Source organism: Frigoribacterium sp. NPDC087798, assembly GCF_044742985.1.
Lineage (GTDB): Bacteria > Actinomycetota > Actinomycetes > Actinomycetales > Microbacteriaceae > Frigoribacterium.
The window spans coordinates 533,868-555,375 of sequence record NZ_JBIUVP010000001.1 but is presented as its reverse complement, the minus strand read 5'-3'; the positions used below and the strand labels follow the sequence as shown (position 1 = coordinate 555,375).

Annotated in this window: 22 protein-coding genes and 1 tRNA gene; 12 read left to right on the top strand and 11 right to left on the bottom strand. The window is 72.3% G+C overall.

The features are described 5' to 3' along the window. Window positions 1-14: 14 nt before the first annotated feature. Genes ACIOSR_RS02610 through ACIOSR_RS02600 form a run of 3 tightly spaced genes read right to left on the bottom strand, consistent with a single transcriptional unit; the run spans window position 15 to window position 2,586 of the window. The gene (locus ACIOSR_RS02610) at window positions 15-836 is read right to left on the bottom strand and encodes an SDR family NAD(P)-dependent oxidoreductase (RefSeq protein ID WP_267658653.1); all 822 of its coding nucleotides are present in this window, start codon (window positions 834-836) and stop codon (window positions 15-17) included. Then, the gene (locus ACIOSR_RS02605; RefSeq protein WP_402751757.1) at window positions 833-1,189 is read right to left on the bottom strand and encodes a Fe-S oxidoreductase; all 357 of its coding nucleotides are present in this window, start codon (window positions 1,187-1,189) and stop codon (window positions 833-835) included. Before ACIOSR_RS02605 ends, ACIOSR_RS02610 begins: the two co-directional genes overlap by 4 nt. Next, window positions 1,186-2,586 (bottom strand): dihydrolipoyl dehydrogenase family protein, encoded by a 1,401-nt coding sequence (locus ACIOSR_RS02600; RefSeq protein WP_402751756.1) that lies wholly within the window; start codon window positions 2,584-2,586, stop codon window positions 1,186-1,188. The genes ACIOSR_RS02605 and ACIOSR_RS02600 overlap by 4 nt, the downstream gene beginning before the upstream one ends. A gap of 192 nt (window positions 2,587-2,778) precedes the next feature. Here ACIOSR_RS02600 and ACIOSR_RS02595 point away from each other — a divergent pair, with 192 nt between their 5' ends. Beyond that, window positions 2,779-2,949, top strand: a complete 171-nt coding sequence (locus ACIOSR_RS02595) for a CsbD family protein (RefSeq protein ID WP_043595102.1) — start codon at window positions 2,779-2,781, stop codon at window positions 2,947-2,949. An 81-nt stretch (window positions 2,950-3,030) separates the two neighbouring features. Here ACIOSR_RS02595 and ACIOSR_RS02590 read toward each other — a convergent pair whose 3' ends face one another. From ACIOSR_RS02590 to ACIOSR_RS02565, 6 genes are all read right to left on the bottom strand, one after another. Beyond that, entirely contained in the window at window positions 3,031-3,867 is an 837-nt protein-coding gene (locus ACIOSR_RS02590) for a crotonase/enoyl-CoA hydratase family protein (protein WP_402751755.1), read from the bottom strand. After that, window positions 3,864-4,691: an arginase family protein gene (locus ACIOSR_RS02585; protein WP_402751754.1), complete on the bottom strand. Its 828-nt coding sequence runs from the start codon at window positions 4,689-4,691 to the stop codon at window positions 3,864-3,866. The genes ACIOSR_RS02590 and ACIOSR_RS02585 overlap by 4 nt, the downstream gene beginning before the upstream one ends. A gap of 13 nt (window positions 4,692-4,704) precedes the next feature. Then, the gene (locus ACIOSR_RS02580; protein ID WP_402751753.1) at window positions 4,705-5,811 is read right to left on the bottom strand and encodes a DUF418 domain-containing protein; all 1,107 of its coding nucleotides are present in this window, start codon (window positions 5,809-5,811) and stop codon (window positions 4,705-4,707) included. Between the two features lie 29 nt (window positions 5,812-5,840). Continuing rightward, window positions 5,841-6,563 carry a PspA/IM30 family protein gene (locus ACIOSR_RS02575; RefSeq protein WP_056045949.1) on the bottom strand — a complete coding sequence of 241 codons (723 nt, stop codon included), beginning with the start codon at window positions 6,561-6,563 and terminating at the stop codon, window positions 5,841-5,843. Between the two features lie 117 nt (window positions 6,564-6,680). After that, on the bottom strand, window positions 6,681-8,690 hold the full coding sequence (locus tag ACIOSR_RS02570) for a TPM domain-containing protein (RefSeq protein WP_402751752.1): 2,010 nt from the start codon (window positions 8,688-8,690) through the stop codon (window positions 6,681-6,683). Window positions 8,691-8,796: 106 nt separating this feature from the next. Next, complete coding sequence (locus ACIOSR_RS02565) at window positions 8,797-9,204, bottom strand: hypothetical protein (RefSeq protein ID WP_043596924.1); 408 nt, start codon at window positions 9,202-9,204, stop codon at window positions 8,797-8,799. A 50-nt stretch (window positions 9,205-9,254) separates the two neighbouring features. On the opposite strand from ACIOSR_RS02565, the gene ACIOSR_RS02560 reads away from it, so the two are divergent. From ACIOSR_RS02560 to ACIOSR_RS02550, 3 genes are all read left to right on the top strand, one after another. After that, window positions 9,255-10,145, top strand: coding sequence for a DMT family transporter (locus ACIOSR_RS02560; RefSeq protein WP_123570250.1), 891 nt, complete (start codon window positions 9,255-9,257; stop codon window positions 10,143-10,145). Between the two features lie 141 nt (window positions 10,146-10,286). Next, entirely contained in the window at window positions 10,287-10,502 is a 216-nt protein-coding gene (locus ACIOSR_RS02555) for a hypothetical protein (RefSeq protein WP_148053617.1), read from the top strand. 105 nt (window positions 10,503-10,607) lie between these two features. Further along, window positions 10,608-11,192: a recombinase family protein gene (locus ACIOSR_RS02550; RefSeq protein ID WP_173151004.1), complete on the top strand. Its 585-nt coding sequence runs from the start codon at window positions 10,608-10,610 to the stop codon at window positions 11,190-11,192. A gap of 67 nt (window positions 11,193-11,259) precedes the next feature. Here the strand turns inward: ACIOSR_RS02550 and ACIOSR_RS02545 are convergent. Next, window positions 11,260-11,334, bottom strand: a tRNA-Arg gene (locus ACIOSR_RS02545). Window positions 11,335-11,411: 77 nt separating this feature from the next. Here ACIOSR_RS02545 and ACIOSR_RS02540 point away from each other — a divergent pair. Together ACIOSR_RS02540 and ACIOSR_RS02535 are read left to right on the top strand one after the other, a co-directional pair. Further along, window positions 11,412-12,131: a pyridoxal 5'-phosphate synthase gene (locus ACIOSR_RS02540; RefSeq protein ID WP_056045936.1), complete on the top strand. Its 720-nt coding sequence runs from the start codon at window positions 11,412-11,414 to the stop codon at window positions 12,129-12,131. Between the two features lie 101 nt (window positions 12,132-12,232). Beyond that, window positions 12,233-13,060, top strand: coding sequence for a gamma-glutamyl-gamma-aminobutyrate hydrolase family protein (locus tag ACIOSR_RS02535; protein ID WP_402751751.1), 828 nt, complete (start codon window positions 12,233-12,235; stop codon window positions 13,058-13,060). A 39-nt stretch (window positions 13,061-13,099) separates the two neighbouring features. Here the strand turns inward: ACIOSR_RS02535 and ACIOSR_RS02530 are convergent, their stop codons facing one another. Further along, window positions 13,100-13,726, bottom strand: coding sequence for a hypothetical protein (locus ACIOSR_RS02530; protein ID WP_056045933.1), 627 nt, complete (start codon window positions 13,724-13,726; stop codon window positions 13,100-13,102). A 64-nt stretch (window positions 13,727-13,790) separates the two neighbouring features. On the opposite strand from ACIOSR_RS02530, the gene argS reads away from it, so the two are divergent. The 6 genes from argS (at window position 13,791) to thrB (ending at window position 21,246) form a co-directional block, all read left to right on the top strand. After that, the gene (gene argS, locus ACIOSR_RS02525) at window positions 13,791-15,452 is read left to right on the top strand and encodes an arginine--tRNA ligase (RefSeq protein WP_402751750.1); all 1,662 of its coding nucleotides are present in this window, start codon (window positions 13,791-13,793) and stop codon (window positions 15,450-15,452) included. Between the two features lie 83 nt (window positions 15,453-15,535). Continuing rightward, window positions 15,536-16,315 carry a DUF2993 domain-containing protein gene (locus ACIOSR_RS02520; protein WP_402751749.1) on the top strand — a complete coding sequence of 260 codons (780 nt, stop codon included), beginning with the start codon at window positions 15,536-15,538 and terminating at the stop codon, window positions 16,313-16,315. A gap of 67 nt (window positions 16,316-16,382) precedes the next feature. After that, entirely contained in the window at window positions 16,383-17,813 is a 1,431-nt protein-coding gene (gene lysA, locus ACIOSR_RS02515; protein WP_402751748.1) for a diaminopimelate decarboxylase, read from the top strand. A gap of 69 nt (window positions 17,814-17,882) precedes the next feature. After that, window positions 17,883-19,214 (top strand): homoserine dehydrogenase, encoded by a 1,332-nt coding sequence (locus ACIOSR_RS02510; RefSeq protein ID WP_402751747.1) that lies wholly within the window; start codon window positions 17,883-17,885, stop codon window positions 19,212-19,214. After that, on the top strand, window positions 19,214-20,296 hold the full coding sequence (thrC, locus tag ACIOSR_RS02505; protein ID WP_056045920.1) for a threonine synthase: 1,083 nt from the start codon (window positions 19,214-19,216) through the stop codon (window positions 20,294-20,296). The genes ACIOSR_RS02510 and thrC overlap by 1 nt, the downstream gene beginning before the upstream one ends. Continuing rightward, a complete protein-coding gene (thrB, locus tag ACIOSR_RS02500; RefSeq protein WP_123570242.1) occupies window positions 20,293-21,246 on the top strand; it encodes a homoserine kinase in 954 nt (317 codons plus the stop codon). The genes thrC and thrB overlap by 4 nt, the downstream gene beginning before the upstream one ends. The last annotated feature ends 262 nt before the right edge of the window (window positions 21,247-21,508 follow it).

Genomic DNA, 21,508 nt, shown 5'->3' with positions numbered 1-21,508 from the left:
TATCGTGGTCGCGCCTAGACCTCGGCGGGCACACCGACGAGCTCGGAGGTGCGCTCCCAGAGGGCCTCGGCGAGCAGGGGATCGGTGGCCTGGCGGTGCAGGCGACCGTGCGGCGACAGCTGGTCGAAGTAGGTGCCGCTCTCGACCGAGATCGTCGTGGGCCCGGCGAGCTGGATCAACGGCACGGCGCCGGCCGACGCCGAGATGCCGTAGTTGCCGTTGGTCAGGACGTTCGCGACCCGCATCGAGCGTGAATCCGAGCCGAAGCCGGTCATCACGATGCCCGGGTGGAACGAGAACGCGTCGAGGCCCGTGCGCTTCGCCAGTTCACGGATGAACAGGACGGTCTCGATCTTGGTCGTGCCGTACTGACGCCAGCCCCCGGCCCATCGACGCTTCGACCAGTTGAGGTCGTCGAGTCGGACGTGCCCGAGCAGGTTGGCCGCGCTGGCCGTCGACACGACCCGGCCACCGCTCTCGACGAGGCGGGGCAGGAGGAGCCTGGTCAGGAGGAACGGTGCGAGGTGGTTCGACTGGAGGGTGCGCTCGAACCCGTCCGCGGTGAGGCCTCGTTCGCTGACGAGACCTCCGGCGTTGTTGGCGAGGGCGTCGATGCGGGGATAGCGCTCCAGCAACCGGTCGGCCAACGACCGGACGTCGTCGAGCCGGTCGTAGTCGACCAGGAAGGCCGTCCCGCCCACCTCGTCGGCGACCGCCTGGGTGCGTTCCGGGTTACGTCCGACGACGCCGATCTCGGCGCCGCCCTTCGCGAGCTCGCGGGCGGCCTCGCGGCCGATGCCGCTGCTCGCCCCGGTGATGATCACGGTGCGGGTCATCGATATCCGCCCTTCTCGAGGCCGGCCTCGATCTCGAATCTGTTCGACAGCGGGTCGCTGCCGGCCAGGAAGTACAGTACGGGCATCAGCATGCCGTACCTCCGCCACTGACGGACGTGCACGGCCTCGTGTTCGAGGACGCGTGGCCCGTCGTTGTCCCGGGTCAGGTAGACCCGACCGACACAGGTGCCTCCCCGCTTGAACGCCCAGCGGGGCAGACCGCTGCACACGATCAGGTCACCGACCATGCGGACCCGCCCCACGCTGAGCGGCACCCCGACCGCGAGACCGACGGCCGTCGCCCAGGCGCAGCCGAGTCTCGAGATCGGGGAGTCGAGCAGGGGGTTCTTCACGGACGGCCGTAGGCGTCGAGCAGGCGCAGCCAGACTTCGCTCACCGTCGGGTACGACGGGACGGCGTGCCACAGCCGGTCGATCGGCACCTCGGCGACGACGGCGATCGTGGCGGCGTGCAGCAGGTCGCTGACGTCCGGGCCGACGAAGGTCGCGCCCACGATCACGCCGCGGGACTCGTCGACGACCAGCCGCGCCTGGCCCTTGTACTCGTCCGAGTGGATCGCCGAACCGGCGACCGCGGCGAGGTCGTAGTCCACGACCTTGACGTCGATGCCTCGCTTGCCGGCGGCGTCGGCCGTGAGGCCGACGCTCGCGACCTCGGGGTCGGTGAAGGTGACCTGCGGCACGGCCGCGTCGTCGGCGGTGGCGACGTGGGCGCCCCACGGCTCGGCGTGCACGGGCTTTCCGAAGGCGCGGGCGGCGATGACCTCGCCGGCGGCGCGGGCCTGGTACTTGCCCTGGTGGGTGAGCAGGGCGCGGTGGTTGACGTCGCCCACGCCGTAGAGCCAGTCGGTGCCCTTGACGAGCATGGTGTCGTCGACGTCGAGCCAGTCGCCCGGGGTGAGCCCGACGTTCTCGAGGCCGAGGTCGGAGGTGCGGGGGACACGGCCGGTCGCGACGATGATCTCGTCGGCGATGACGGTGGAGTCGTCGTCGAGGGTGACCTCGACCGTGTCGTGCTCGGTGCGCAGCACGGTCGAGGGCGAGACCCCGAGGCGCACGTCGACGCCGAGACCCCGCAGCGAGTCGGCCACGAGTTCGCCGGCGAAGGGCTCCTGGCCGCCGAGCAGACCACTGCGGGCGACCAGGGTGACGGTCGAGCCGAGCTGCTGGTACGCCGTGGCCATCTCGGCGGCGACGACGCCACCGCCGACGATGACGACGCTCTGCGGCATCGACTCGACGCTCGTGGCCTCACGGCTGGTCCAGGGCTTCGCCTCGGCGAGGCCGGGGATGTCGGGCAGGAGCGCCGATGAACCGGTCACCGCGGCGACGGCGTACGTCGCGTGGTGCACCTCGCCGTTCACCGTCACCTCCTTGACGCCGGTGATGGTGGCGTGCCCGCGGATCAGGTCGATGCCGGCGCCCTCGACCCAGTCGGCCTGGCCCGAGTCGTCCCAGTTGCTGGTGAACGAGTCGCGGCGACGCAGCACGGCGGCGACGTCGACGTCACCGGTCACGGCCTGCTTGGCCCCGTCGAGCGACTTCGCCGCACGGACGACCGCGCTCGAGCGGAGCAGCGCCTTCGACGGCATGCAGGCCCAGTACGAACACTCGCCCCCGACGAGCTCGGCTTCCACGAGCCCCACCTTGAGCCCGTTGCGGGTGGCGTAGTCGGCCACGTTCTCGCCGACAGCGCCGGCTCCGATCACGATGAGGTCATAAGTCGTCATGGCCCCGACGCTAGTCGCCCGGGGCCCGGCGTTCTCAGGCGGGTCCCCGGGCGGGCGTGGCCGTTTCGTGAAACCTGCTGGGTCTTTCCTGAACGGCACGAGCGAGATCCGGGAGGCACGGGTAGCGTCCCTCACATCAGCGCACCACCGCGATCGTTGCGGGGGAGCGCGTCAACCTACGAGGAGGCACACATGGGACTCGACGACAAGATCAAGAACGCCGCTCAGGACATCGCCGGCAAGGCGAAAGAAGCTCTCGGCGACCGCAAGGGCGACGACGAGCTGAAGGCCGAAGGTCAGAAGGACCAGGCCGGTGCCTCCGCCAAGAAGGTCGGCGAAGACGTCAAGGACGTCTTCAAGTAGGCCGATCCGCCTCGTTCTCGGGCCCGTCCACCCCTCGGGGTGGGCGGGCTCTTTCGTGTGCCCACGACCGAGGAGGCGCGGTCAGCGTCCCGTGAACTCGGCAGCGGTCCGCGAGACGAAGGTCTCGAACCCGATCCGGGCGTCGTCCGAGGCGAGCAGCCGCACGAGCTCGGGCTGCAGGCGGGCCTCGGCCGCGGCGTCGCCGTCACGGACCGCGAGCCGGGCGTTCGCCAGGGTGGCCTGCACGGCCAGGGGTGCCTGGGCGGCGATGCGACGGGCGAGGTCGAGGGCGTGGTCGAATGCCGACCCGACGTCCACCAGGTCCTGCACGAGTCCGATGCGCCGCGCCTCCTCGGCGTCGAGGAGGTCGCCGGTCAGCAGGTACCGCATCGCGTCGCCCCAGCCGATCCGTCGTGGCAGGCGGATCGTCGCGCCACCGAAGGGGAGGATGGCGCGGCTCACCTCGATCTGACCGAAGCGGGCGTCCCGGCTCGCCACCACGACGTCGCTCGCCAGGGCGAGCTCGACCCCGAGGGTCAGGCAGGTCCCCTGCACGGCCATCACCACGGGCTTGCCCACCTGGCGACCGTGGACCTGCCACGGATCGAGACCACCCTCGGGGACCACGTCGAGGCCCTCCGCGGTGACCGCGGGCACGACGTCGCCGAGGTCGAGTCCCGCGGTGAAGTGGTCGCCGTTGGCGAAGAGCAGTCCCACCCGCAGGTCGGGGTCGCGGTCGAGTTCGCCGTAGGCCAGGGCCAGTTCGCGCAGCATCCGCAGGTCGGCCGCGTTGCGCTTCTCGGGCCGGTCGAGGCCGATCAGCAGCACGTGGCCGTCCCGCTCCACCGTGACGCGCGGACGGTCGGCGGCGGAGGCGGCGGGGTCGGCCGGGGCGGCGCTCGGGGGGCCCGCACTCATCGGGACAGGGCTCCGAGGATGCGCAGGATCGGGCCCATGTCGTCGGAGGCGGCCTCGGCGTCGACCGGCGCGAACGAGCACAGGCCCGCGCCGACCAGGGAGAAGCGCTCTTTCAGGGCCGTGATCGTCTCGATCAGCACCCCGAGCTCGAGACCGAACGGCTGCGGGTCGAGCAGGCCCGCGATCACCCCCGGGTCCAGCACGTCGAGGTCGACGTGGAGGTACACCTCGGTGGCGCCGGACGCCTCGACGGCGGCGACCACCTCGGCCGGGTCGAAGTCCAACGACGACACCGTGGGGACGTGGCGGCTCTCGATGTAGCGGTCTTCCGCGTCGTCGTAGCTGCGAGCCCCGGCGAGCACGACCCGGGCGGGGTCGAGCGGCTCGGGCGTCGGGCCGGGGCCGATGGTCGGGAGGTCCTCGGTGGCGTCACCGATGAGGGCCCGCAGGACCATGCCGCTGAAGGCACCGCTCTCGCTGCTGCGCGGGCTGTGGAGGTCGGGGTGCGCGTCGAACCAGACCACGGCGGTGCGGGGGGTGACCGCGTGGCGGACCGCCGCGAACTCGACGCCGCAGTCGCCGCCCACCACGATCGCGGGGGAGTCGTCGGTCCGCAGCTCGCGTCCGACCGACTCGGCGATCGTCAGCACCGACGAGAGCCGGTGCACCCGCGTGCCGAGCGAGTCGCCCGCACCCACCGGGACCTCGACCAGGGTGGTGGCCGTCGACGGCAGGTCTCCCAGGATGGCGTACGCACCCTCGGCGAGCCGCATCGCGCGCGACGACGGAGAACCCTGCCACTGTGGAACCACGACGAACCTCACGGGCGTCAGTCTGTCACGGGCGGGGGCCCGTGCTCCAGGCCCAGGGACGACTCAGCGCCCCGACGGCGCGCTCCAGCGGCCCGCGCCCGACGTACCGTTGCCAGAGGGTGGCGTAGACGAGCGTGAGGACGACGGCGACGACCAGGTGGCCCAGGGGCAGACCGTAGGCGGCCGTCGGGTCGGACAGTCGGTACACGGTGAACAGCGGCGCGGTGATCAGCACGTGGGCCGTGTAGACGGTGAGCGGTTGCGCGCCCGTGGCCGCGAGGGGTCGGAGGACGGTGCGGACGACCGCAGCCGCGCCTCCTCGTCCCCGACCCTCGGGCGTCAGGGGACGACGCGGGGTGGTGGCGAGCAGGAGCAGTCCGAGCACGGCGGCGGCGACGCCGCCCGAGCCGACGATCTCGGCAGGCATGCCTTCGTGGTCGGCCGGGTCGAACCAGGGGATCGAGGAGGCGCCGGGCAGGAAGCGCGCCGCGTACCCCACGATCGCGGCCGACGTCCCGGCGACGATCAGCGTGACCTGGGTCCGGGTGCGGATCAGGTCGGAACGAGCCGCGACGAGACCGACGAGCAGGAAGGGCGTCCAGACCAGCGCCGGGTAGGCGCCGACGAGCAGGGCCTGGGTCGCCAGGCCGGCGGCGCCGGACACCGCGGTGTCGCCGTAGGCGTCGACGGGGACGGACGAGGCCAGCCACGGGGCCACGACGGCGAGCATGGCGGCGGCCGCCAACAGTACGGCCCGGGGGGCGAAGAGCAGACCCAGTGCCAGGACGAACATCACACCGTAGTAGGGCAGGATCACCAGGAGGTACGGGTTCCAGGCCTGCAACGCGAGGCCCAGCACGACGAGCAGGCCCGCCCGGATGGCGATCCCGCCGACGACCCGCCCTCGACCGCCACGGGGCGTCGGCCGGGCGCCTCCCGACATCAGACCGAGCGAGACGCCGGCGAGGGTCGCGAAGAGGATCGCCGACCGCCCGTCGAAGACGCGCTCGTCGAGCAGCGGCCGAGGCCACATGTGGGCGGCGAACATGCCGAGCACGGCGAGGCCGCGGGCGACGTCGACGCCCATCAGGCGGGGTGCCGCCCGGCGCGCCTGCACCGGCGGGACGTCCACCGGCGCAGGCGTGACGGGCGGCGGCTGGCTCACTTGTCGAGCGCGCCGAGCTTGAGGGCGGCGAGGCGGGCGTCGACCTCGGTCTGCTCCCCGAGGTCGTCGAGGCCTTCGAACTGGGCGTCGAGGCTCGAGGCCGCGAGCTCTTGACGACCGAGCATCTTGGCCTCCTCGCGGCGGACCTTGTCCTCGAAGCGGCTGATCTCGCTCGTCGGGTCGAGGATGTCGATGCTCTGGACGGCGTCGGCGACCTTGGTCTGGGCCTCGACGGTCTTCGAGCGCGCGTTCAGTTCGTCGCGCTTGGCGGCGAGCTGGTCGAGCTTGGACCGCATGCCGCCCAGCCCCGTCTTGAGCTTGTCGACGACGTCCGTCTGGGAGGCGATCTGCGGCTCTGCCGTCTTCGCCTCCTTCTCGCTCTGCAGTTGCTTGCCGAGGGCCACGCGAGCGAGGGCGTCGAACTTGTCGGCGTCGACCGTGTTGCCCGACGAGCGCAGCTCGTCGGCCTTGTTGCTCGCCGCGAGGGCCTTGCGCTCCCAGTCCGCGGCGGCGGCGACGTCCTCGGCGTGGTCCTGCTCGAGGAGGCGCAGGTTGCCGATGGTGGTCGCGACGGCTTCCTCGGCCTCGGCGATGCTGTTGGTGTAGTCGCGGACCATCTGGTCCAGCATCTTGCTGGGGTCCTCGGCCTGGTCGAGCAGGCTGTTGATGTTCGCGCGGGTCAGTTGCGCGATGCGTCCGAAGATCGACTGCTTTGCCATGGTGCGTCCTTTCGAGAGGTGGTGCCGTGGAGTGGTGCTCGTCTTGTCGGTCGTGCTGCTGTCTCGGGGTGGTGGGGGGATGGGGCGGAACGGGGCGTGGACCGTGACGGGCGGACCCTAGAACCGGCCGCCGCCCGAGCTGCGGCCGCCTCCGCCGCCACCCCCGCCGCCGAAGCCACCGCCCCCACCGAAGCCGCCGCCACCCCCGCCGAAGCCTCCGCCGCCACCGCCGAAGCCGCCGCCACCCCCGCTGAAGAGTCCACCGAGCAGCATGCCGGTGACGATGCCGCCGAGATCGGCCCCGGCCGACCCCCGCGTGCCGACTCCGCCGCCGAACGGGCTCGCCTGCTGGTAGGACGAGACCTCGGCCTCGGCACCGGCGGCTGCGGCCTGAGACAACTGGACGGCCTGGTGGGCCTCGAACAGTGCGGCGTCGCGGTCGGACGTCGCGAGCGACACCGCGGTGGCCAGGTGACGTTCGGCCTCGGACAACCGGGTGCGCGGCTGCGGGCCGATGCCGCCGCGACGGGTCTCGATGAAGTCGCGGGTGGCGCTGATCTGACTCCGCGCGGTCAGCAGCGCCTGGTCGAGGGCCGCCTGGGCCCGGCGCTGCTTCTCGGAGTCGTCGCGCACGGCCGCCAGCACCTGGTCGATGCGGTCGTTGGCAGCACCGAGCGAGGCGACGACGGCGAGCGGGTCGTCGGTCGTCGTCTCGGCCAGCGCGACGGAGGCCCGTGCAGCCGAGACGGAGCCGGCGACGTCGACGCCCTGCGGGGCCGAACCGTCGGGCAGCCCCTCGGCCGTCGCGATGTCCTGCCGCAGGTCGAGGGTCATGGCCGAGATGGTGTTGCCCGCCGTCCGCAGCGACTCGGCGGCCCCGTCGACCGCGCTGAGCAGCTGGTCGACCTGCGCCAGGGCCTGACGGGCCTCTCGGACGGCGACGACGGCCTCCGACGTGGAGGACGACGCCAGCGCGGTCGCCGCCGTACCGACCCTCTCGTCGGCGAACTCGAGCAGACGGTCGGCCTGGTCGTCGTTCTGGTCGATCGACGCGACCGCCCGCACCGAGTAGATCGTGGTCAGCTCGCCGATGAGGGTGCGGGCCGAGGCGAGCCGGGCTCGTCGGGTCGCGATCTCGCCGGGGAGTGCCGCCACGTCGCTCGGTGCCCGCCCCTCGGCCTCACGCAGCTCGTCGAACGCGGCGGACTGCTCGGCGAGCGACGCGTCGGCCGCCTCGCACAACTCGATGATGCGGGTGGTCCACTCGAGGCGTTGTTCGGGGGAGTCGGGAACGGCGTCGTCCAACTTCTGCTGCAGGGCGAAGGCCTCGCGGGCGTGCACCCGGGCCGCGTCGAGTGCCTCGGCGAACGGTCGCGCCGCGTCGTCGCCGAACTGTGCCGCCGCGAAACCCACCTCGTGAGCGCCCGCGGTCAACTCGTCGTCGAGGGCGACCAGCACCCGTGCGGCACGCTTGTCGAGTTCGTCCTGGCGGGCCTCCTGCGCGTCGGACTCGCTGCGTCGACGTCGTGCCCGGCGGACCACGACGACGACGGCGACGGCCGCCGCGACGAGGACCAGCACGAGCAGCGCCCAGAGCACCCAGCTGAGGTCGGGCCCGGCCTCGTCGCTGCGGATGCCGTCGGCCAGGGCGACGGCGGCACCGGCCCAGTCGCCGTCACGCAGCTCGGGCACGACGACGTCGGTCTGCAGCGCCTGCCGGTCCGATTCCGAGATCACGGACGTGTCGGCCGAGAGGTCGTAGAACTGGTCGTCGACCGCCACCGAGAGCAGCACGTCGTTCGCGCCCAGTTGGTTCAGGGACGCCGTCGCCTCACCCCAGGCCGTGCGGTCGGAAGGCGAGGAGAAGGAGTCGACGTAGACGACGAGGAGGTTGACGCCGGTGTCGGTCGCGAGCCGGTCGAGTGCGTCGGTCACCTCGGCCTCGTCCGCGCTCGACAGCACGTCGGCCTGGTCGACCACGTAGGCGCCCGAGAACTCGACCGGTTCGACGGCCTGAGCCGGGACCGCACCGAAGGCGATCGTGCCGACCACGGCCAGGACCGCCGTGGCGACGGCGGCCACCGTTCGTCTCGTCGGTCGTCGGCCGGTCGTGGATCTCGTGCTCACGACGCTCCCCTCGCTCGTTGCGGGGGAGTCTATCGACGGCCCCCGTCAGACCGCCCGGGGTGCCGTGCGCGCGCAGGAGGCGACGTCGAACCGGCCGCCAGACGGGTCAGGAGACGAAGAGCAGGCCCACCGACGCGACGGCGCAGACCGCCCCGACGGCGTAGAGCACGACCCCCACGGTGCGGGGAGCCCGTCCGTCGTCGTGCGGGGGGTGGACGCGGGCCCGGTGGGGTCGGTCGGGGTCGTAGTGCACGGTGAGCTCGGTCTCGAGCGGCGTCGTCACCGGGACGTCGCCGAACTGCGTCTCGTGCAGCTGCCCGTCGACGTCCATCCATCGGGCGGTGGCGGCACGGGCCCAGTCGGGCGGCGGGATGACCACGCCGACGGTGCTCTCGAGGCGGGTCGCGCGGCGCCGGAGCACCCACCCGGCCAGGAGGAAGGGCGTGCCGACGATGAACCCGAACCAGCCGAAGAGCTCCACCACCGGCGAGATGACGGAGAAGGCGTCGCTCATGCCACGATCGTACTGTGCCGCCGCGCACCCCGTGACGAACCCGGAGCCCCGTGAACCCCAGCCCCCTCGGCCGTGTGCCGTCGCCCCTGCTCGCCGTCGCGGCGATCGTCTCGGTGCAGTTCGGGGCCGCCCTCGCCAAGACGCATTTCGAGGCACTGGGACCGCTGGGCGCCGCCAGCCTGCGCCTCGCCTTCGGCGCGACGCTCCTGGTGCTCGTCTTCCGACCGCGCCCCTGGCGATGGCCCCGCCGAACGTGGCCGGGCGTGGTCCTGCTGGGCCTCGCCCTCGCCGGGATGAACTCGCTCATCTACCTCGCGATCGACGTCGTGCCGCTCGGGGTCGCGGTCACCCTCGAGTTCCTCGGTCCGCTGGTCGTGGCACTCGTGCAGACGAGACGCTGGTGGGACGCGGCCTGGGCCCTGCTCGCCCTCGCCGGGGTCGTGCTGCTCGGCTCCGACTCGACCGGGGCGATCCCCGTCGTCGGCGTGCTGCTCGCCCTCGGCGCCGGGGCGTTCTGGGCCTGCTACATCCTCGCGAACGCCGCCCTGGGTCGAGGCCGCGACCCGATGGGAGCCCTCGCGACCGCGATGCTGGTCGCCGCCCTCGTGGTCGTCCCGTTCGGGGCGCACGACGCGACGGTGGCCGTCCGGGCCGACCCGCGCCTCCTGCTGGTGTTCCTCGTGGTGGCCGCCCTGACCTCCGCGATCCCGTACGCGCTCGAGTCGGTGGCGCTGCGGCGGCTGCCGACGCGCGTGTTCGGCGTCCTGTCGAGCCTGGGGCCGGCGGTGGCAGCCCTGGCCGGCCTCGTCGTGCTCGGCGAGGCGCTCGGGGTGCGCGAGGTCGTCGCCCTCGCCTGCGTCACGGCGGCGAGCGTCGGGGTCACGATCGCGGCCGGTCGCCGACGGCGTCGTGGGGCCCTGCCCGAGGCTCCGCCGGCCTGATCGGACGGCGAGGCCTCGCCTCTGTCCGAGGAACGAGTCAGAGGACCAGTCTGACAACTCCACGGGGACTTGTACCCCACATGCGGGGTACGCTGCGATGACGGCCCGGTACGAGGGCCGGAGAACGAAGAAGGAGACATCATGGGTGCTGTCTTGGAGCGCACGTCCCGAGCGGAGGTCGTCCCCCTGGGTGACGGATTCCACCGCGTGTCGACGCCGACCGCCGGGGTGATCGGGTTCGTGCACGAGTCCGACGGGTTGTTCGAGGTGTTGCGGGGGCGCGTCCGCACGGCCGTCCGGCGTGAGGGTTCGTATCGCACGCTCGACGTCGCGGTGATCGCGCTCACCTACAGTTGAGTTCGACCCACCACTGACGCGCGCCTCCGGGCGGACGTCCTCGAGGCCTCGCCGTCGGCGGGGCCTCACCTCTCTGTCCACCCTCGCCTCGCCGGAAGGCCCACCGTGACCGTCGTCGGGTACGCCCGCATCTCGCGAGACGACCCGTCGTCCGATCGTCAGGCGGAGCGCCTGCGGGCGGGCGGGTGCGAACGGGTCTTCGTGGACCACGCCACCGGCACCAGGCAGTCCCGCCCCGAGTTCGCCAAGGCGATCGGCAGCCTGCGGGAAGGCGACGTCTTCGTCGTGACGAACGTCGACCGGATCGGCCGCTCGGTGGCCGAGCTGGTGGGGGTGATGGCGACCCTCGACGCCCTGGGCGTCGCCTTCCGCTCGATCGACGAGCAGATCGACGAGCTCAACGCCTACGGCCGCTTCTTCTTCCGCGTCACCGCCGCCCTGGCCCGCTTCGACGAGCAGGTCGGCGGCGAGCTCCACCGCGCCGAGACCCGCAAACGGCAGGAGGCGCGGGTGGCGCAGACCCCGAAGCCCCCCGTCTCGAGACGCCGCCTCGACGCGGCCCGTCAGTTGCGGGCCGGGGGAGCGAGCATGCGCGAGGCCGCCGAGCACGTCGCCGTCCCCGAACGCGTCCTGCGTCGCGAGCTCGACCGCGACGACGCCGTCCGCGCCCGCCGCCAGCAGTCCGACTGACCTGCCGGCTCCGTTCGACCGCGGCACCGGAAGGCCGTCGCATCGAGAGGGGCTTCGAGAGAAGAAGTGGTGCCCCCAGGCAGATTCGAACTGCCGCCCCTGCCTCCGGAGGGCAGTGCTCTATCCCCTGAGCTATGGGGGCCCGGGAACGTCGTCCAGGTTAGCAGCGAATCGGTCCGGCCTGGGACGGCCCCGCCGCAGGAGGTGCATCGTGGGGGAGTGACCGACGACACCCGCACCGACCGAGCCGACTCCGGCACCCGTTCCGACCGCACCGACCCCGAGGGTCCGACGCTGCGCGAGCGTCTCCGCTCCGCCAAGGTCTTCCACCCCGAGTTGCCCACCTTCGACGTCGACGACGTGGCCGACGACGCGGTCGACCAGTTCGTCGCGTGGCTCGTCGAGGCCGTCGACCAGGACGTCGCCCAGCCGCACGCCATGGTGATCTCGACCTCGTCGTCCGACGGCGACGTCACGGCCCGCACCCTGCTCCTCAAGGACGTCGACGACGGTGCCCTCTGGTTCGCGACCTCGTCGATCAGCCCGAAGGGACGGCAGATCGCCGAGAACCCCCGGGTGGCGCTCACCCTGTACTGGCGCGAGCAGGGCCGCCAGGTCCGCGTGCTCGGCCGGGCGACGCCCGGTCCGCGCGACGTCAGCGAGAAGGACTTCACCGCTCGCCACCCCGACTCGCGCGCCGTCGCGATGACGCAGCCGCAGAGCAGCCCGATCACCGACGAGGCCGAGACGCGGCGTCGCCTCGCCGAGGCCAAGGCCACGATCGAGTCCGACGACACCTTCGTCCCCGACGACTGGACGGCCTGGCGGGTCGACCCGACGTCGATCGAGTTCTGGCAGGCCACCACGGGCCGAGACCAGGTGCGCCTGCGGTACGACCGCGACGGCGACGGCTGGACCCGCGCCTCCTTGTGGCCCTGACCACCCCTGAGGGAGCCGGCGGCGCGACCGCTGCCGCCGCAGCGGCGTAACGCGACGACACGCACCTGGCAGGGCGCCCGTCCCGACGGCAGCATGGAGCCATGACCTCGTACGCCGCCCCGTCGACCCGCCCGAGCGACCCCGCCGTCGCCTCGATGCGTCTCGCCGTGGTCGAGGTCACCCGGCACCGGCCGCACGCCCCCGAGTACCACGCCTACGTCGACGACATGAACTCCCGTGTCCGCGCGACCGCCGAGGCCGCGGGCTGGCGGGCGACGCGCTTCGCCGCGGGCGACCTCGGCACCGACGAGCTGCTGCGCGTGACCGCCGACGCCGATGCGATCGTCATCCTCGGTGGCGAGGACCTCTCTCCCCGTCTCTACGGAGGCGCGACCGGCTACCCGGGGGAGGGTCGCCACGACCCCGTGGCCGACGAGGCCCAGCTCGCCGTCGTGCGCCGCGCCGTCGCCCGCCGCACTCCGCTGCTGGGTATCTGCCGCGGCCACCAGCTGATAAACGTCGCCCTCGGCGGAGACCTCGTGCAACACCTGGACGACCACGACGGGGTGCACCGCACCCCCGACGCGCCGGTCGATCAGCTCATGCACCCGCACGCCGTCGGGCTCGAGCCCGGTAGTCGCCTCGCGCGGGCCCTGGGCACCGAGCCCGTCGTCCAGAGCGCGCACCACCAGGCCGTCGGCCGCCTGGGCCAGGGCCTGCGCGTCGTCGGCCGCGCCTCCGACGGCACCGTCGAGGCCGTCGAGCACGACTCGGCCCCGGTCGTCGGCGTGCAGTGGCACCCCGAAGACAGAGGAGCTCCGGTCGGCCAACTCGAGGCACTGTTGGCGTCCCTGGCCGCCTCCGTCGAGGTGGGTCGCCTCGCCGCGTCCGCCGCCTCGCGAACGGACCAGGAGGCGCTGGTCGCCTAGGCCGCGCCCCTCACCCGAGCCCGCCTCTCGCCCTCGGTCTCAGTCGACCTGACTCAGTGCGGACAGCACGGCCGACACGACCGGCTCCGCGTCGCCGGGCTCGAGGAAGGTCGTCGAACGGGCGACGACGAACGCCGGCGACGAGAACGCCTCGGCCGTGCCGATCTCACCGGGGGTGTCGAAGTAGCCCTCGACGCCGAAGGTCGGCACCGAGTTGCTGGTCGCGACGAGGTCGTTGGCCAGCTCGTCGAGGCTGTCCGCGTCGAAGTGCGCGACACCGACCGTGACGGTGGCGCCGCTGGAGTCCTGCCACGTGCACGTCGTGCCGTCCGCGTCGGCGACCTGCTGCAGGGCCTCGCCGTCGCGGCTCGCGTCGCCGCTCGCCTCGTCGTCGGCGACGGCCGTCATCCCCGGGTACCAGGCCGCGAGCGAGCCGGGATCGAGCAGCTCGCCGCAGTCGACGTCGAAAGGCGTGCTCACGAGCTCGGGCGTGGCCGCCGCCGTCGGCGTGGCGACGGGGGTGGAGGGCGACTCCTCGACCGAGGTCGGGGTCGCGCTCGGCGCGGCCTGCGACGGTGCCGTGCAGGCGGTCAGCGTCAGGGCGAGGGCACCCGTCACGACGAGGGTGCGCAGGACGACGGGGGAGCGGGTCGAGGCGGGGCTCATCCCTCCATCATCACCGACGGCGGGCTCGCCGTCGTCTCCGTGCCTCCCGGTAAGATCGACCCTCGTGACTCCCGCCGAACTCTCCACGTCCCTGCTCGCCGTCGTCCAGGGCGTCCTCGAACGCCGAGGCACCCTCGACGTGGCGGTGACCGAGGGCGACGTGGCGCTCGAGCGTCCGAAGAACCGCGAGCACGGCGACTGGGCGTCGAACGTGGCCATGAAGTTCGCCAAGCGCGTCGGCACGAACCCCCGTGAGCTCGCCACCGACATCGCGGCCGACCTGGCCGAGGTCGACGGCGTCGCCGACGTCGACGTCGCGGGCCCCGGGTTCATCAACATCCGCCTCGACGCCGCGGCCGCGGGCCTCCTCGCGCGCTCGATCGTCGAGCAGGGCGAGTCCTACGGTCGCGGCGACTACTACCGAGGCGTCACCATCGACCTCGAGTTCGTCTCGGCGAACCCCACCGGCCCGATCCACCTCGGCGGCGTGCGCTGGGCAGCGGTCGGCGACAGCCTCGCCCGCGTGTTCCAGGCGCAGGGCGCGCTCGTCACCCGCGAGTACTACTTCAACGACCACGGTGGGCAGATCGACCGTTTCGCCCGCAGCCTCCTGGCCAGCGCGCTCGGCGAACCCACCCCCGACGACGGCTACGGCGGGCAGTACATCGGCGACATCGTCGAGCGAGTCGTGGCCTCGACCGGCGTCGACGCCGCTGCCCTGCCGCGTGACGAGGCGCAAGAGGTCTTCCGCGCCGCCGGCGTCGACTTCATGTTCGCCGACATCAAGTCGTCCCTGCACGACTTCGGCGTCGACTTCGACGTGTACTTCCACGAGAACGAGCTGCACGAATCCCAGGCCGTCGAGCGCGCCATCGCCCGGCTCCGCGAGCTCGGGCACGTCTACGAGTCCGAGGGCGCCACCTGGCTGCGCACCACCGACTTCGGCGACGACCGCGACCGCGTCATCGTCAAGAGCGACGGCGAGGCCGCCTACATCGCCGGCGACCTGGCGTACTACCTCGACAAGCGCGAACGTGGCTTCGAACGCAACCTCATCATGCTCGGCGCCGACCACCACGGCTACGTCGGTCGCATGATGGCGATGTGCGCGGCGTTCGGCGACGAGCCGGGCGTCAACCTCGAGATCCTCATCGGCCAGATGGTCAACCTGCTGCGCGACGGCGAGCCGATGCGCATGTCCAAGCGTGCGGGCACCGTCGTCACGATGGAGGACCTCGTGGACGCCGTCGGCGTCGACGCCGGCAGGTACTCGCTGGTCCGCAGCCCGGTGAACAGTTCGATCGACATCGACCTCGACCTGCTCACGAAGCGCAGCAACGACAACCCCGTCTTCTACGTCCAGTACGCTCACGCGCGCACCCGTGCGGTCGCGCGCAACGCCGAGGCCGCCGGCGTGACGCGGGACGCGTTCGACGCGTCGCTGCTCACGCACGAGACCGAGAGCGCCCTGCTCGGCGCCCTGTCCGAGCTGCCCCGCGTCGTCGTCCAGGCCGCCGAGTTGCGCGAGCCGCACCGCGTCGCCCGCTACGTCGAAGAACTCGCCGGCACCTACCACCGCTGGTACGACACGTGCCGCGTCACGCCGCTCGGCGACGACGAGGTCACCGACCTGCACCGCACCCGCCTGTGGCTCAACGACGCGGCGGGCCAGGTCATCCGCAACGGGCTCGGACTGCTGGGCGTCTCGGCACCCGACCGCATGTGACCGCGCGCGCCGTGCCTCCTCGGTCTCGACCGCAGGAGGCGCGGCGTGAGCGTCCCTCGCCACCCGGCTGACAAGATGGCCCGATGAGCGACATCGACTCCGACTTCTTCGAGGCCAAGCCCGTCGCCCGCCGCCGAGGCCGGGGCTTCGGCATCTTCGTCTTCGTCCTGCTCGGGATCGTGGTCGTGCTGGGGATCCTGGCCGTGGTCGCCGACCTCGTCGTGCGGACGGTCGCCGAGGACCAGGCCGGGAAGCAGATCTCGCAGCAACTCGGCGACGCGGCCGGTCCCGTCGACGTGCAGATCGGCGGCTTCTCGATGCTCTGGCAGCTGGTGCAGGGCACCATCGACCAGGCCATCATCTCGTCCGCCGGGTCCTCGGATGGCCTGTCGTTCGACTTCGACGTCCGCGACGTGCCGACCGACCTGAGCGGATCGACCGGGGCCATCACCGGCACGATCACCGCCGACGCGGCGACCGTCAACGGGCTCGCGGCCGTGCAGGAGAGCGGAGGAGCGATCTCCTTCGGCGAAGGACAGGTCACCTACGCCCGCGACTTCACGATCCCGCTGGTGAACACGGTCGTCCCCGTGGACGTCGTCGCGACCCCCTCGATCACGAGCGAGGGCCGGGTCATCTCGCTCACCCCGACCACGGCGTCGCTGCGGGACACGTCGGTGTCGCTCGACCTCGCCCCCTTCATCGGCGGCTACGCCTTCGACGTGTGCGCCGCGCAGTACCTGCCCCAGGGCACCACCCTCACCGCCGTGGACGTCACGCCGTCGGCGGCGACCCTCGACGTCACGTCGCCGGGCCTGCCGATCTCGTCGAGCGGCATCGGCACCAAGGGGTCCTGCTCCTGACCTCCGGTGTGGCGACGAGGTCGCCCCGACCCTGGCCGTCACGCACCTCGGCGGTCGGTAGGCTCTGATGTCGTTCCCCGTCCTTCGAACCCCCGAGGTCCGCGTGTCCCCGAACCCCTTGGCCCCCGCCTGGCTCCACGAGCCGACCGATGCCGACGCCCTCGACCCGGCCGTCTGGTCGGCCACGGCCCAGCGGTCCTCCGACGGCGAACTCGTGCTCGGCGGCGTCACCGTCTCCGACCTCGTGGCGTCGTTCGGCACGCCGCTGTACGTCCTCGACGAGGACGACGCCCGTGCCCGCGCGGTCGAGGCCGTCCGCTCGTTCGAGCGCGAGGCGGCCCGCATCGGCACGACGGCGACGGTCTACTACGCCGCCAAGGCGTTCCTCTCCGCCGAGGTCGCCCGCTGGGTGGCCGAGGCGGGCATGGCCGTCGACGTCTGCACCGGCGGCGAGTTCGCCGTGGCCCGGGCCGCCGGGGTCGACCCCGCCCGCATGGGGTTCCACGGCAACAACAAGTCGCTCGCCGAGATCGACCGCACGGTCGAGGCCGGCATCGGCACCGTCGTGCTCGACAACGCCGCCGAGGTCGGACGGGTCGCCGCGGCGGCCGAACGGCACGGACGCGTCCAGCGGGTGCGTCTGCGGGTCAACTCGGGGGTCCACGCCTCCACGCACGAGTACCTCGCCACCGCCCGCGAAGACCAGAAGTTCGGCGTCCCGCTCTCCGAGACCGCCGACATCGTCGACTCGATCCGCCGGCAGCCGTCGCTCGAGTTCGTCGGCCTGCACTCGCACATCGGCTCGCAGATCTTCGGCTCGGACGGCTTCGCGGAGGCCGCCCGCCGCCTGCTCGCCGTGCACGCCGACCTGCTGGCGTCCGGCCCGGTGCCCGAGCTCAACCTCGGCGGGGGCTTCGGCATCGCGTACACGAGCGCCGACGACGCCCGCCCGCTCGACGACCTCGCCGTCGCCCTGGCCGACATCGTCCAGGCGGAGTGCCTCCGCCTCGGCGTCGACGTGCCGCTTCTCGCGGTCGAGCCCGGACGCGTCATCGTCGGTCCGGCCGGCACGACGCTCTACGAGGTCGGCACGATCAAGGACGTCTCGGTCGCGACCGACGAGGGCAGCGCGGTGCGGCGCTACGTCAGCGTCGACGGCGGGATGAGCGACAACGCGAGGACGGCCCTCTACGCGGCGGACTACTCCGTGCGCATCGCGAACCGCACCTCCTCGGCTCCGCCCGCCCTCGTGCGGGTCGCCGGGAAGCACTGCGAGAGCGGCGACGTCGTCGTGCTCGCCGACTACCTCCCCGGCGACGTCGTCCCCGGCGACCTGCTCGCGGTGCCCGCCACCGGGGCCTACTGCCACAGCCTCGCCAGCAACTACAACCACGTCGGGCGTCCGCCAGTCGTGGCCGTGCGCGACGGCCGGGCACGCGTGATCGTGCGGGGCGAGAGCGAAGCCGACCTGCTGGCCCGCGACGCCGGCCTCGACTGAGCGATCCGCGCCTCCTCACCTCGTGCGAGCACCGCACCCCGCCGACGAAGCACCCGAGAACGGACTGACATGATCGAATACCGCAACGTGAGGGTCGCCCTGCTGGGCGCCGGCTCCGTGGGGTCGCAGGTGGCGCGGTTGCTGCTCGAGCAGGGCGACGACTTCGCCGGGCGCGCCGGTGCCGGGCTCGAGCTGGTCGGCATCGGGGTGCGCGACGTCGACGCGCCGCGCGACGTCGACCTGCCGCGCGAGCTGTTCACGACCGACGTCGAGTCGCTGATCGTCGGCGCCGACATCGTCGTCGAGTTGATCGGCGGACTCGAGCCGGCCCGCAGCTACGTGCTGCAGGCGCTCAACTCGGGGGCCGACGTCATCACGGGCAACAAGGCCCTGCTCGCGAGCCACGGTCCCGAACTGTTCGACGCCGCCGAGCAGGTGGGCGCGCAGGTGTACTACGAGGCCGCCGTGGCCGGTGCCATCCCGATCATCCGCCCGTTGCGCGACAGCCTCGCCGGCGACCGCGTCCAACGCATCATGGGCATCGTCAACGGCACGACGAACTTCATCCTCGACCGCATGGACACCGACGGCTCGAGCCTCGAGGACGCCCTGGCGACGGCCACGGCCCTGGGCTACGCCGAGGCGGACCCCACGGCCGACATCGGGGGCTACGACGCGGCGCAGAAGGCGGCCATCCTGGCCGGCCTCGCCTTCCACACGGCCGTGCCCCTCTCCGCCGTGCACCGCGAAGGCATCACGTCCGTCACGCACGACCAGGTGGTCGCGGCTCGCAAGGCCGGGTACGTCGTGAAGATCCTGGCGATCTGCGAGCGCCTGGTCGACGACGACGGCGTCGAGGGCGTCAGCGCACGCGTCTACCCGGCGCTCGTCCCGCTGAGCCACCCGCTCGCGGCCGTGCACGGTGCGAAGAACGCCGTCTTCGTCGAGGCCGAGTCGGCCGGAGACCTCATGTTCTACGGCGCCGGCGCCGGGGGAGTCGAGACGGCGTCCGCCGTGCTGGGCGACCTCGTCTCGGCCGCCCGACGCCACGTCATCGGCGGTCCCGGCGTCGCCGAGTCCACCCACGCGAACCTGCCCGTCCTGCCGATCGGTCGCGTGTCCACGCGGTACCAGATCACGCTCGACGTGGCGGACCAGCCGGGCGTCCTCGCCGAGGTCGCCGGGGTGCTAAGCGACCACGGCGTGAGCGTCCACAACGTCGAACAGACGTCGGGCGCGACGCCGGGCGTCACGGGCGAGGGCGACGCCGTGGCCACCGCTACGCTGATCATCGGCACCCACCGGGCGCGCGAGTCCGACCTCGCCGCCACGGTGACCGCCCTGAAGAACGCCACGGTCGTGAACTCCGTCACGAGCGTGCTGAGAGTCGAAGGAGCCTGATGGCCCACCAGTGGCAGGGTGTCCTGCGCGAATACGCCGACCGTCTCGACGTCACCGACGCCACCCCGATCGTCACCCTCGGCGAGGGCGGAACGCCGCTCATCCCGGCTCCGGCCCTGTCGAACCGCACGGGCGCGAAGGTCTACGTCAAGTACGAGGGCATGAACCCGACCGGTTCCTTCAAGGACCGCGGCATGACGATGGCGATCTCGAAGGCCGTCGAGCACGGGGCCAAGGCCGTCATCTGTGCCTCGACCGGCAACACGTCCGCCTCGGCCGCCGCCTACGCCGCCCACGCCGGCATCACGGCCGCCGTGCTCGTCCCCGAGGGCAAGATCGCCATGGGCAAGCTGAGCCAGGCCGTCGCGCACGACGGTCAGCTGCTGCAGATCCAGGGCAACTTCGACGACTGCCTCGACATCGCACGCGACCTCGCCGCCAACTACCCGGTCCACCTCGTCAACTCGGTCAACAACGACCGCATCGAGGGCCAGAAGACCGGGGCGTTCGAGGTCGTCGACGTGCTCGGCGACGCCCCCGACTTCCACTTCATCCCGGTCGGCAACGCCGGCAACTACACGGCCTACACGCGCGGCTACCGTGAAGACCTCGAGATCGGCCGCGCCACCAAGCTGCCGCGCATGTTCGGGTTCCAGGCCGCCGGCTCGGCGCCGATCGTCGCCGGTGAGGTGGTCAAGGCTCCCGAGACCATCGCCAGCGCGATCCGCATCGGCAACCCCGCCTCGTGGCAGCTCGCCCTCGAGGCGCGCGACCTGACCGACGGCTGGTTCGGGGCCATCACCGACGAAGCGATCCTCGCCGCGCAGAAGATCCTCTCGGCCGAGGTCGGCATCTTCGTCGAGCCCGCGTCGGCCATCAGCGTGGCGGGTCTGCTCGAGCGGGCGGACGCCGGGGTCATCCCCGCCGGGGCCACCGTCGTGCTCACCGTCACGGGCCACGGCCTGAAGGACCCCCAATGGGCCCTGCGGCGCGCCGACGGCAGCGACGTGCAACCGACCGTGGTCGCGAGCGACACGGCCCGGGTGGCCGAGGTGCTCGGTCTCGCGCCGGCCTCTGCATGACCCCCGGGGTCGTCGGGCGTTCGGTGCTGGTCAAGGTCCCCGCGACCTCGGCCAACCTCGGTCCCGGCTTCGACACGCTGGGGCTCGCGCTGTCGCTCTACGACGAGCTCGAGGTCACGGCGACCGGTGAGCCCGGGGTCTCGGTCGAGGTCACGGGCGTCGGGGCCGGTCAGGTGCCCACCGACGGCTCGAACCTCGTCGTCCAGGCCGTCGCCGCGGCCTTCGCGTCGGTCGACGTCCCTCTGCCGGGGCTGCGGCTCCGGGCCCGCAACGCGATCCCGCACGGCCGGGGACTCGGGTCGTCCGCAGCCGCGATCGTCTCGGGCATCATGGCCGCCAAGGGACTGCTCGAGGGCACGGTCGAACTCGACTCCGCGGCTCTGCTCGCCCTGGCGACCGAGATGGAGGGTCACCCCGACAACGTGGCACCCGCGCTGTTCGGCGGCCTCACGATCGCCTGGATGAACTCGCACGGTCCGTCCCACAAGCGACTGCTCGTGCACCGAGGCGTGTCGCCCGTCGTGTTCGTGCCCGAATCGACGCTCTCGACGAAGCTGGCGCGGAGCCTGCAGCCCGCCTCCGTTCCGCACGAGGACGCCACGTTCAACGTGTCGCGGTCCGCTCTGCTGGTGGCGGCCCTCGTGCAGAGTCCCGAGTTGTTGCTCGCGGCGACCGAGGACCGCCTGCACCAGAGCTATCGCGCCAGTGCCATGCCCGAGACCGACGCCCTCATCCGCATGCTGCGCGACGCCGGTCTCGCGGCCGTCGTGTCGGGGGCCGGCCCCTCCCTCCTGGTCCTCGGCAGCGACCCGGCACAGCGCTTGTTCGCCGCCGAACTGGTGCGCGAACACGCCGTCTCGGCGTGGCGTCCGTTGATGCTGGCCGTCGATCTCAAAGGTGCTACAGTGGTGCCGCACCCGGTAGAAAACTCAGATTTCCTGGGCATCTAGCTTCGTCCCCGCAGTTCTTCGCAGGGATTACCGCGTGGGGTCACAAGTCTTCGAGTCCCCGGGTCGCACATCCCGTAGTGCACATCTAGCAGTGTTCGTCTGCCGATCTGGTCGGCGCGCACCGCACCTCCCAGGCCTCCTGCTCATCCCGGGCAGCTGCTCGTTCAGGGCAGAGCCGGCACAGGGTCGCCCCCTCGGGGCGAACCCGTTCAGTGCAGGTGAGAGGCCACGAGGTGTGACCAGCTCTGCCCCGCCGATCAAC

Bases quoted from the DNA above. Each gene is read 5' to 3' on its own strand.
- ACIOSR_RS02610 (WP_267658653.1), bottom strand. From the start codon at position 836: ATGACCCGCACCGTGATCATCACCGGGGCGAGCAGCGGCATCGGCCGC.
- lysA (WP_402751748.1), top strand. From the start codon at position 16,383: ATGTCGTTCCCCGTCCTTCGAACCCCCGAGGTCCGCGTGTCCCCGAAC.
- ACIOSR_RS02520 (WP_402751749.1), top strand. From the start codon at position 15,536: ATGAGCGACATCGACTCCGACTTCTTCGAGGCCAAGCCCGTCGCCCGC.
- ACIOSR_RS02530 (WP_056045933.1), bottom strand. From the start codon at position 13,726: ATGAGCCCCGCCTCGACCCGCTCCCCCGTCGTCCTGCGCACCCTCGTC.
- thrB (WP_123570242.1), top strand. From the start codon at position 20,293: ATGACCCCCGGGGTCGTCGGGCGTTCGGTGCTGGTCAAGGTCCCCGCG.
- ACIOSR_RS02575 (WP_056045949.1), bottom strand. From the start codon at position 6,563: ATGGCAAAGCAGTCGATCTTCGGACGCATCGCGCAACTGACCCGCGCG.
- ACIOSR_RS02535 (WP_402751751.1), top strand. From the start codon at position 12,233: ATGACCTCGTACGCCGCCCCGTCGACCCGCCCGAGCGACCCCGCCGTC.
- ACIOSR_RS02565 (WP_043596924.1), bottom strand. From the start codon at position 9,204: ATGAGCGACGCCTTCTCCGTCATCTCGCCGGTGGTGGAGCTCTTCGGC.
- ACIOSR_RS02510 (WP_402751747.1), top strand. From the start codon at position 17,883: ATGATCGAATACCGCAACGTGAGGGTCGCCCTGCTGGGCGCCGGCTCC.
- ACIOSR_RS02555 (WP_148053617.1), top strand. From the start codon at position 10,287: ATGGGTGCTGTCTTGGAGCGCACGTCCCGAGCGGAGGTCGTCCCCCTG.
- ACIOSR_RS02600 (WP_402751756.1), bottom strand. From the start codon at position 2,586: ATGACGACTTATGACCTCATCGTGATCGGAGCCGGCGCTGTCGGCGAG.
- ACIOSR_RS02590 (WP_402751755.1), bottom strand. From the start codon at position 3,867: ATGAGTGCGGGCCCCCCGAGCGCCGCCCCGGCCGACCCCGCCGCCTCC.
- thrC (WP_056045920.1), top strand. From the start codon at position 19,214: ATGGCCCACCAGTGGCAGGGTGTCCTGCGCGAATACGCCGACCGTCTC.
- ACIOSR_RS02595 (WP_043595102.1), top strand. From the start codon at position 2,779: ATGGGACTCGACGACAAGATCAAGAACGCCGCTCAGGACATCGCCGGC.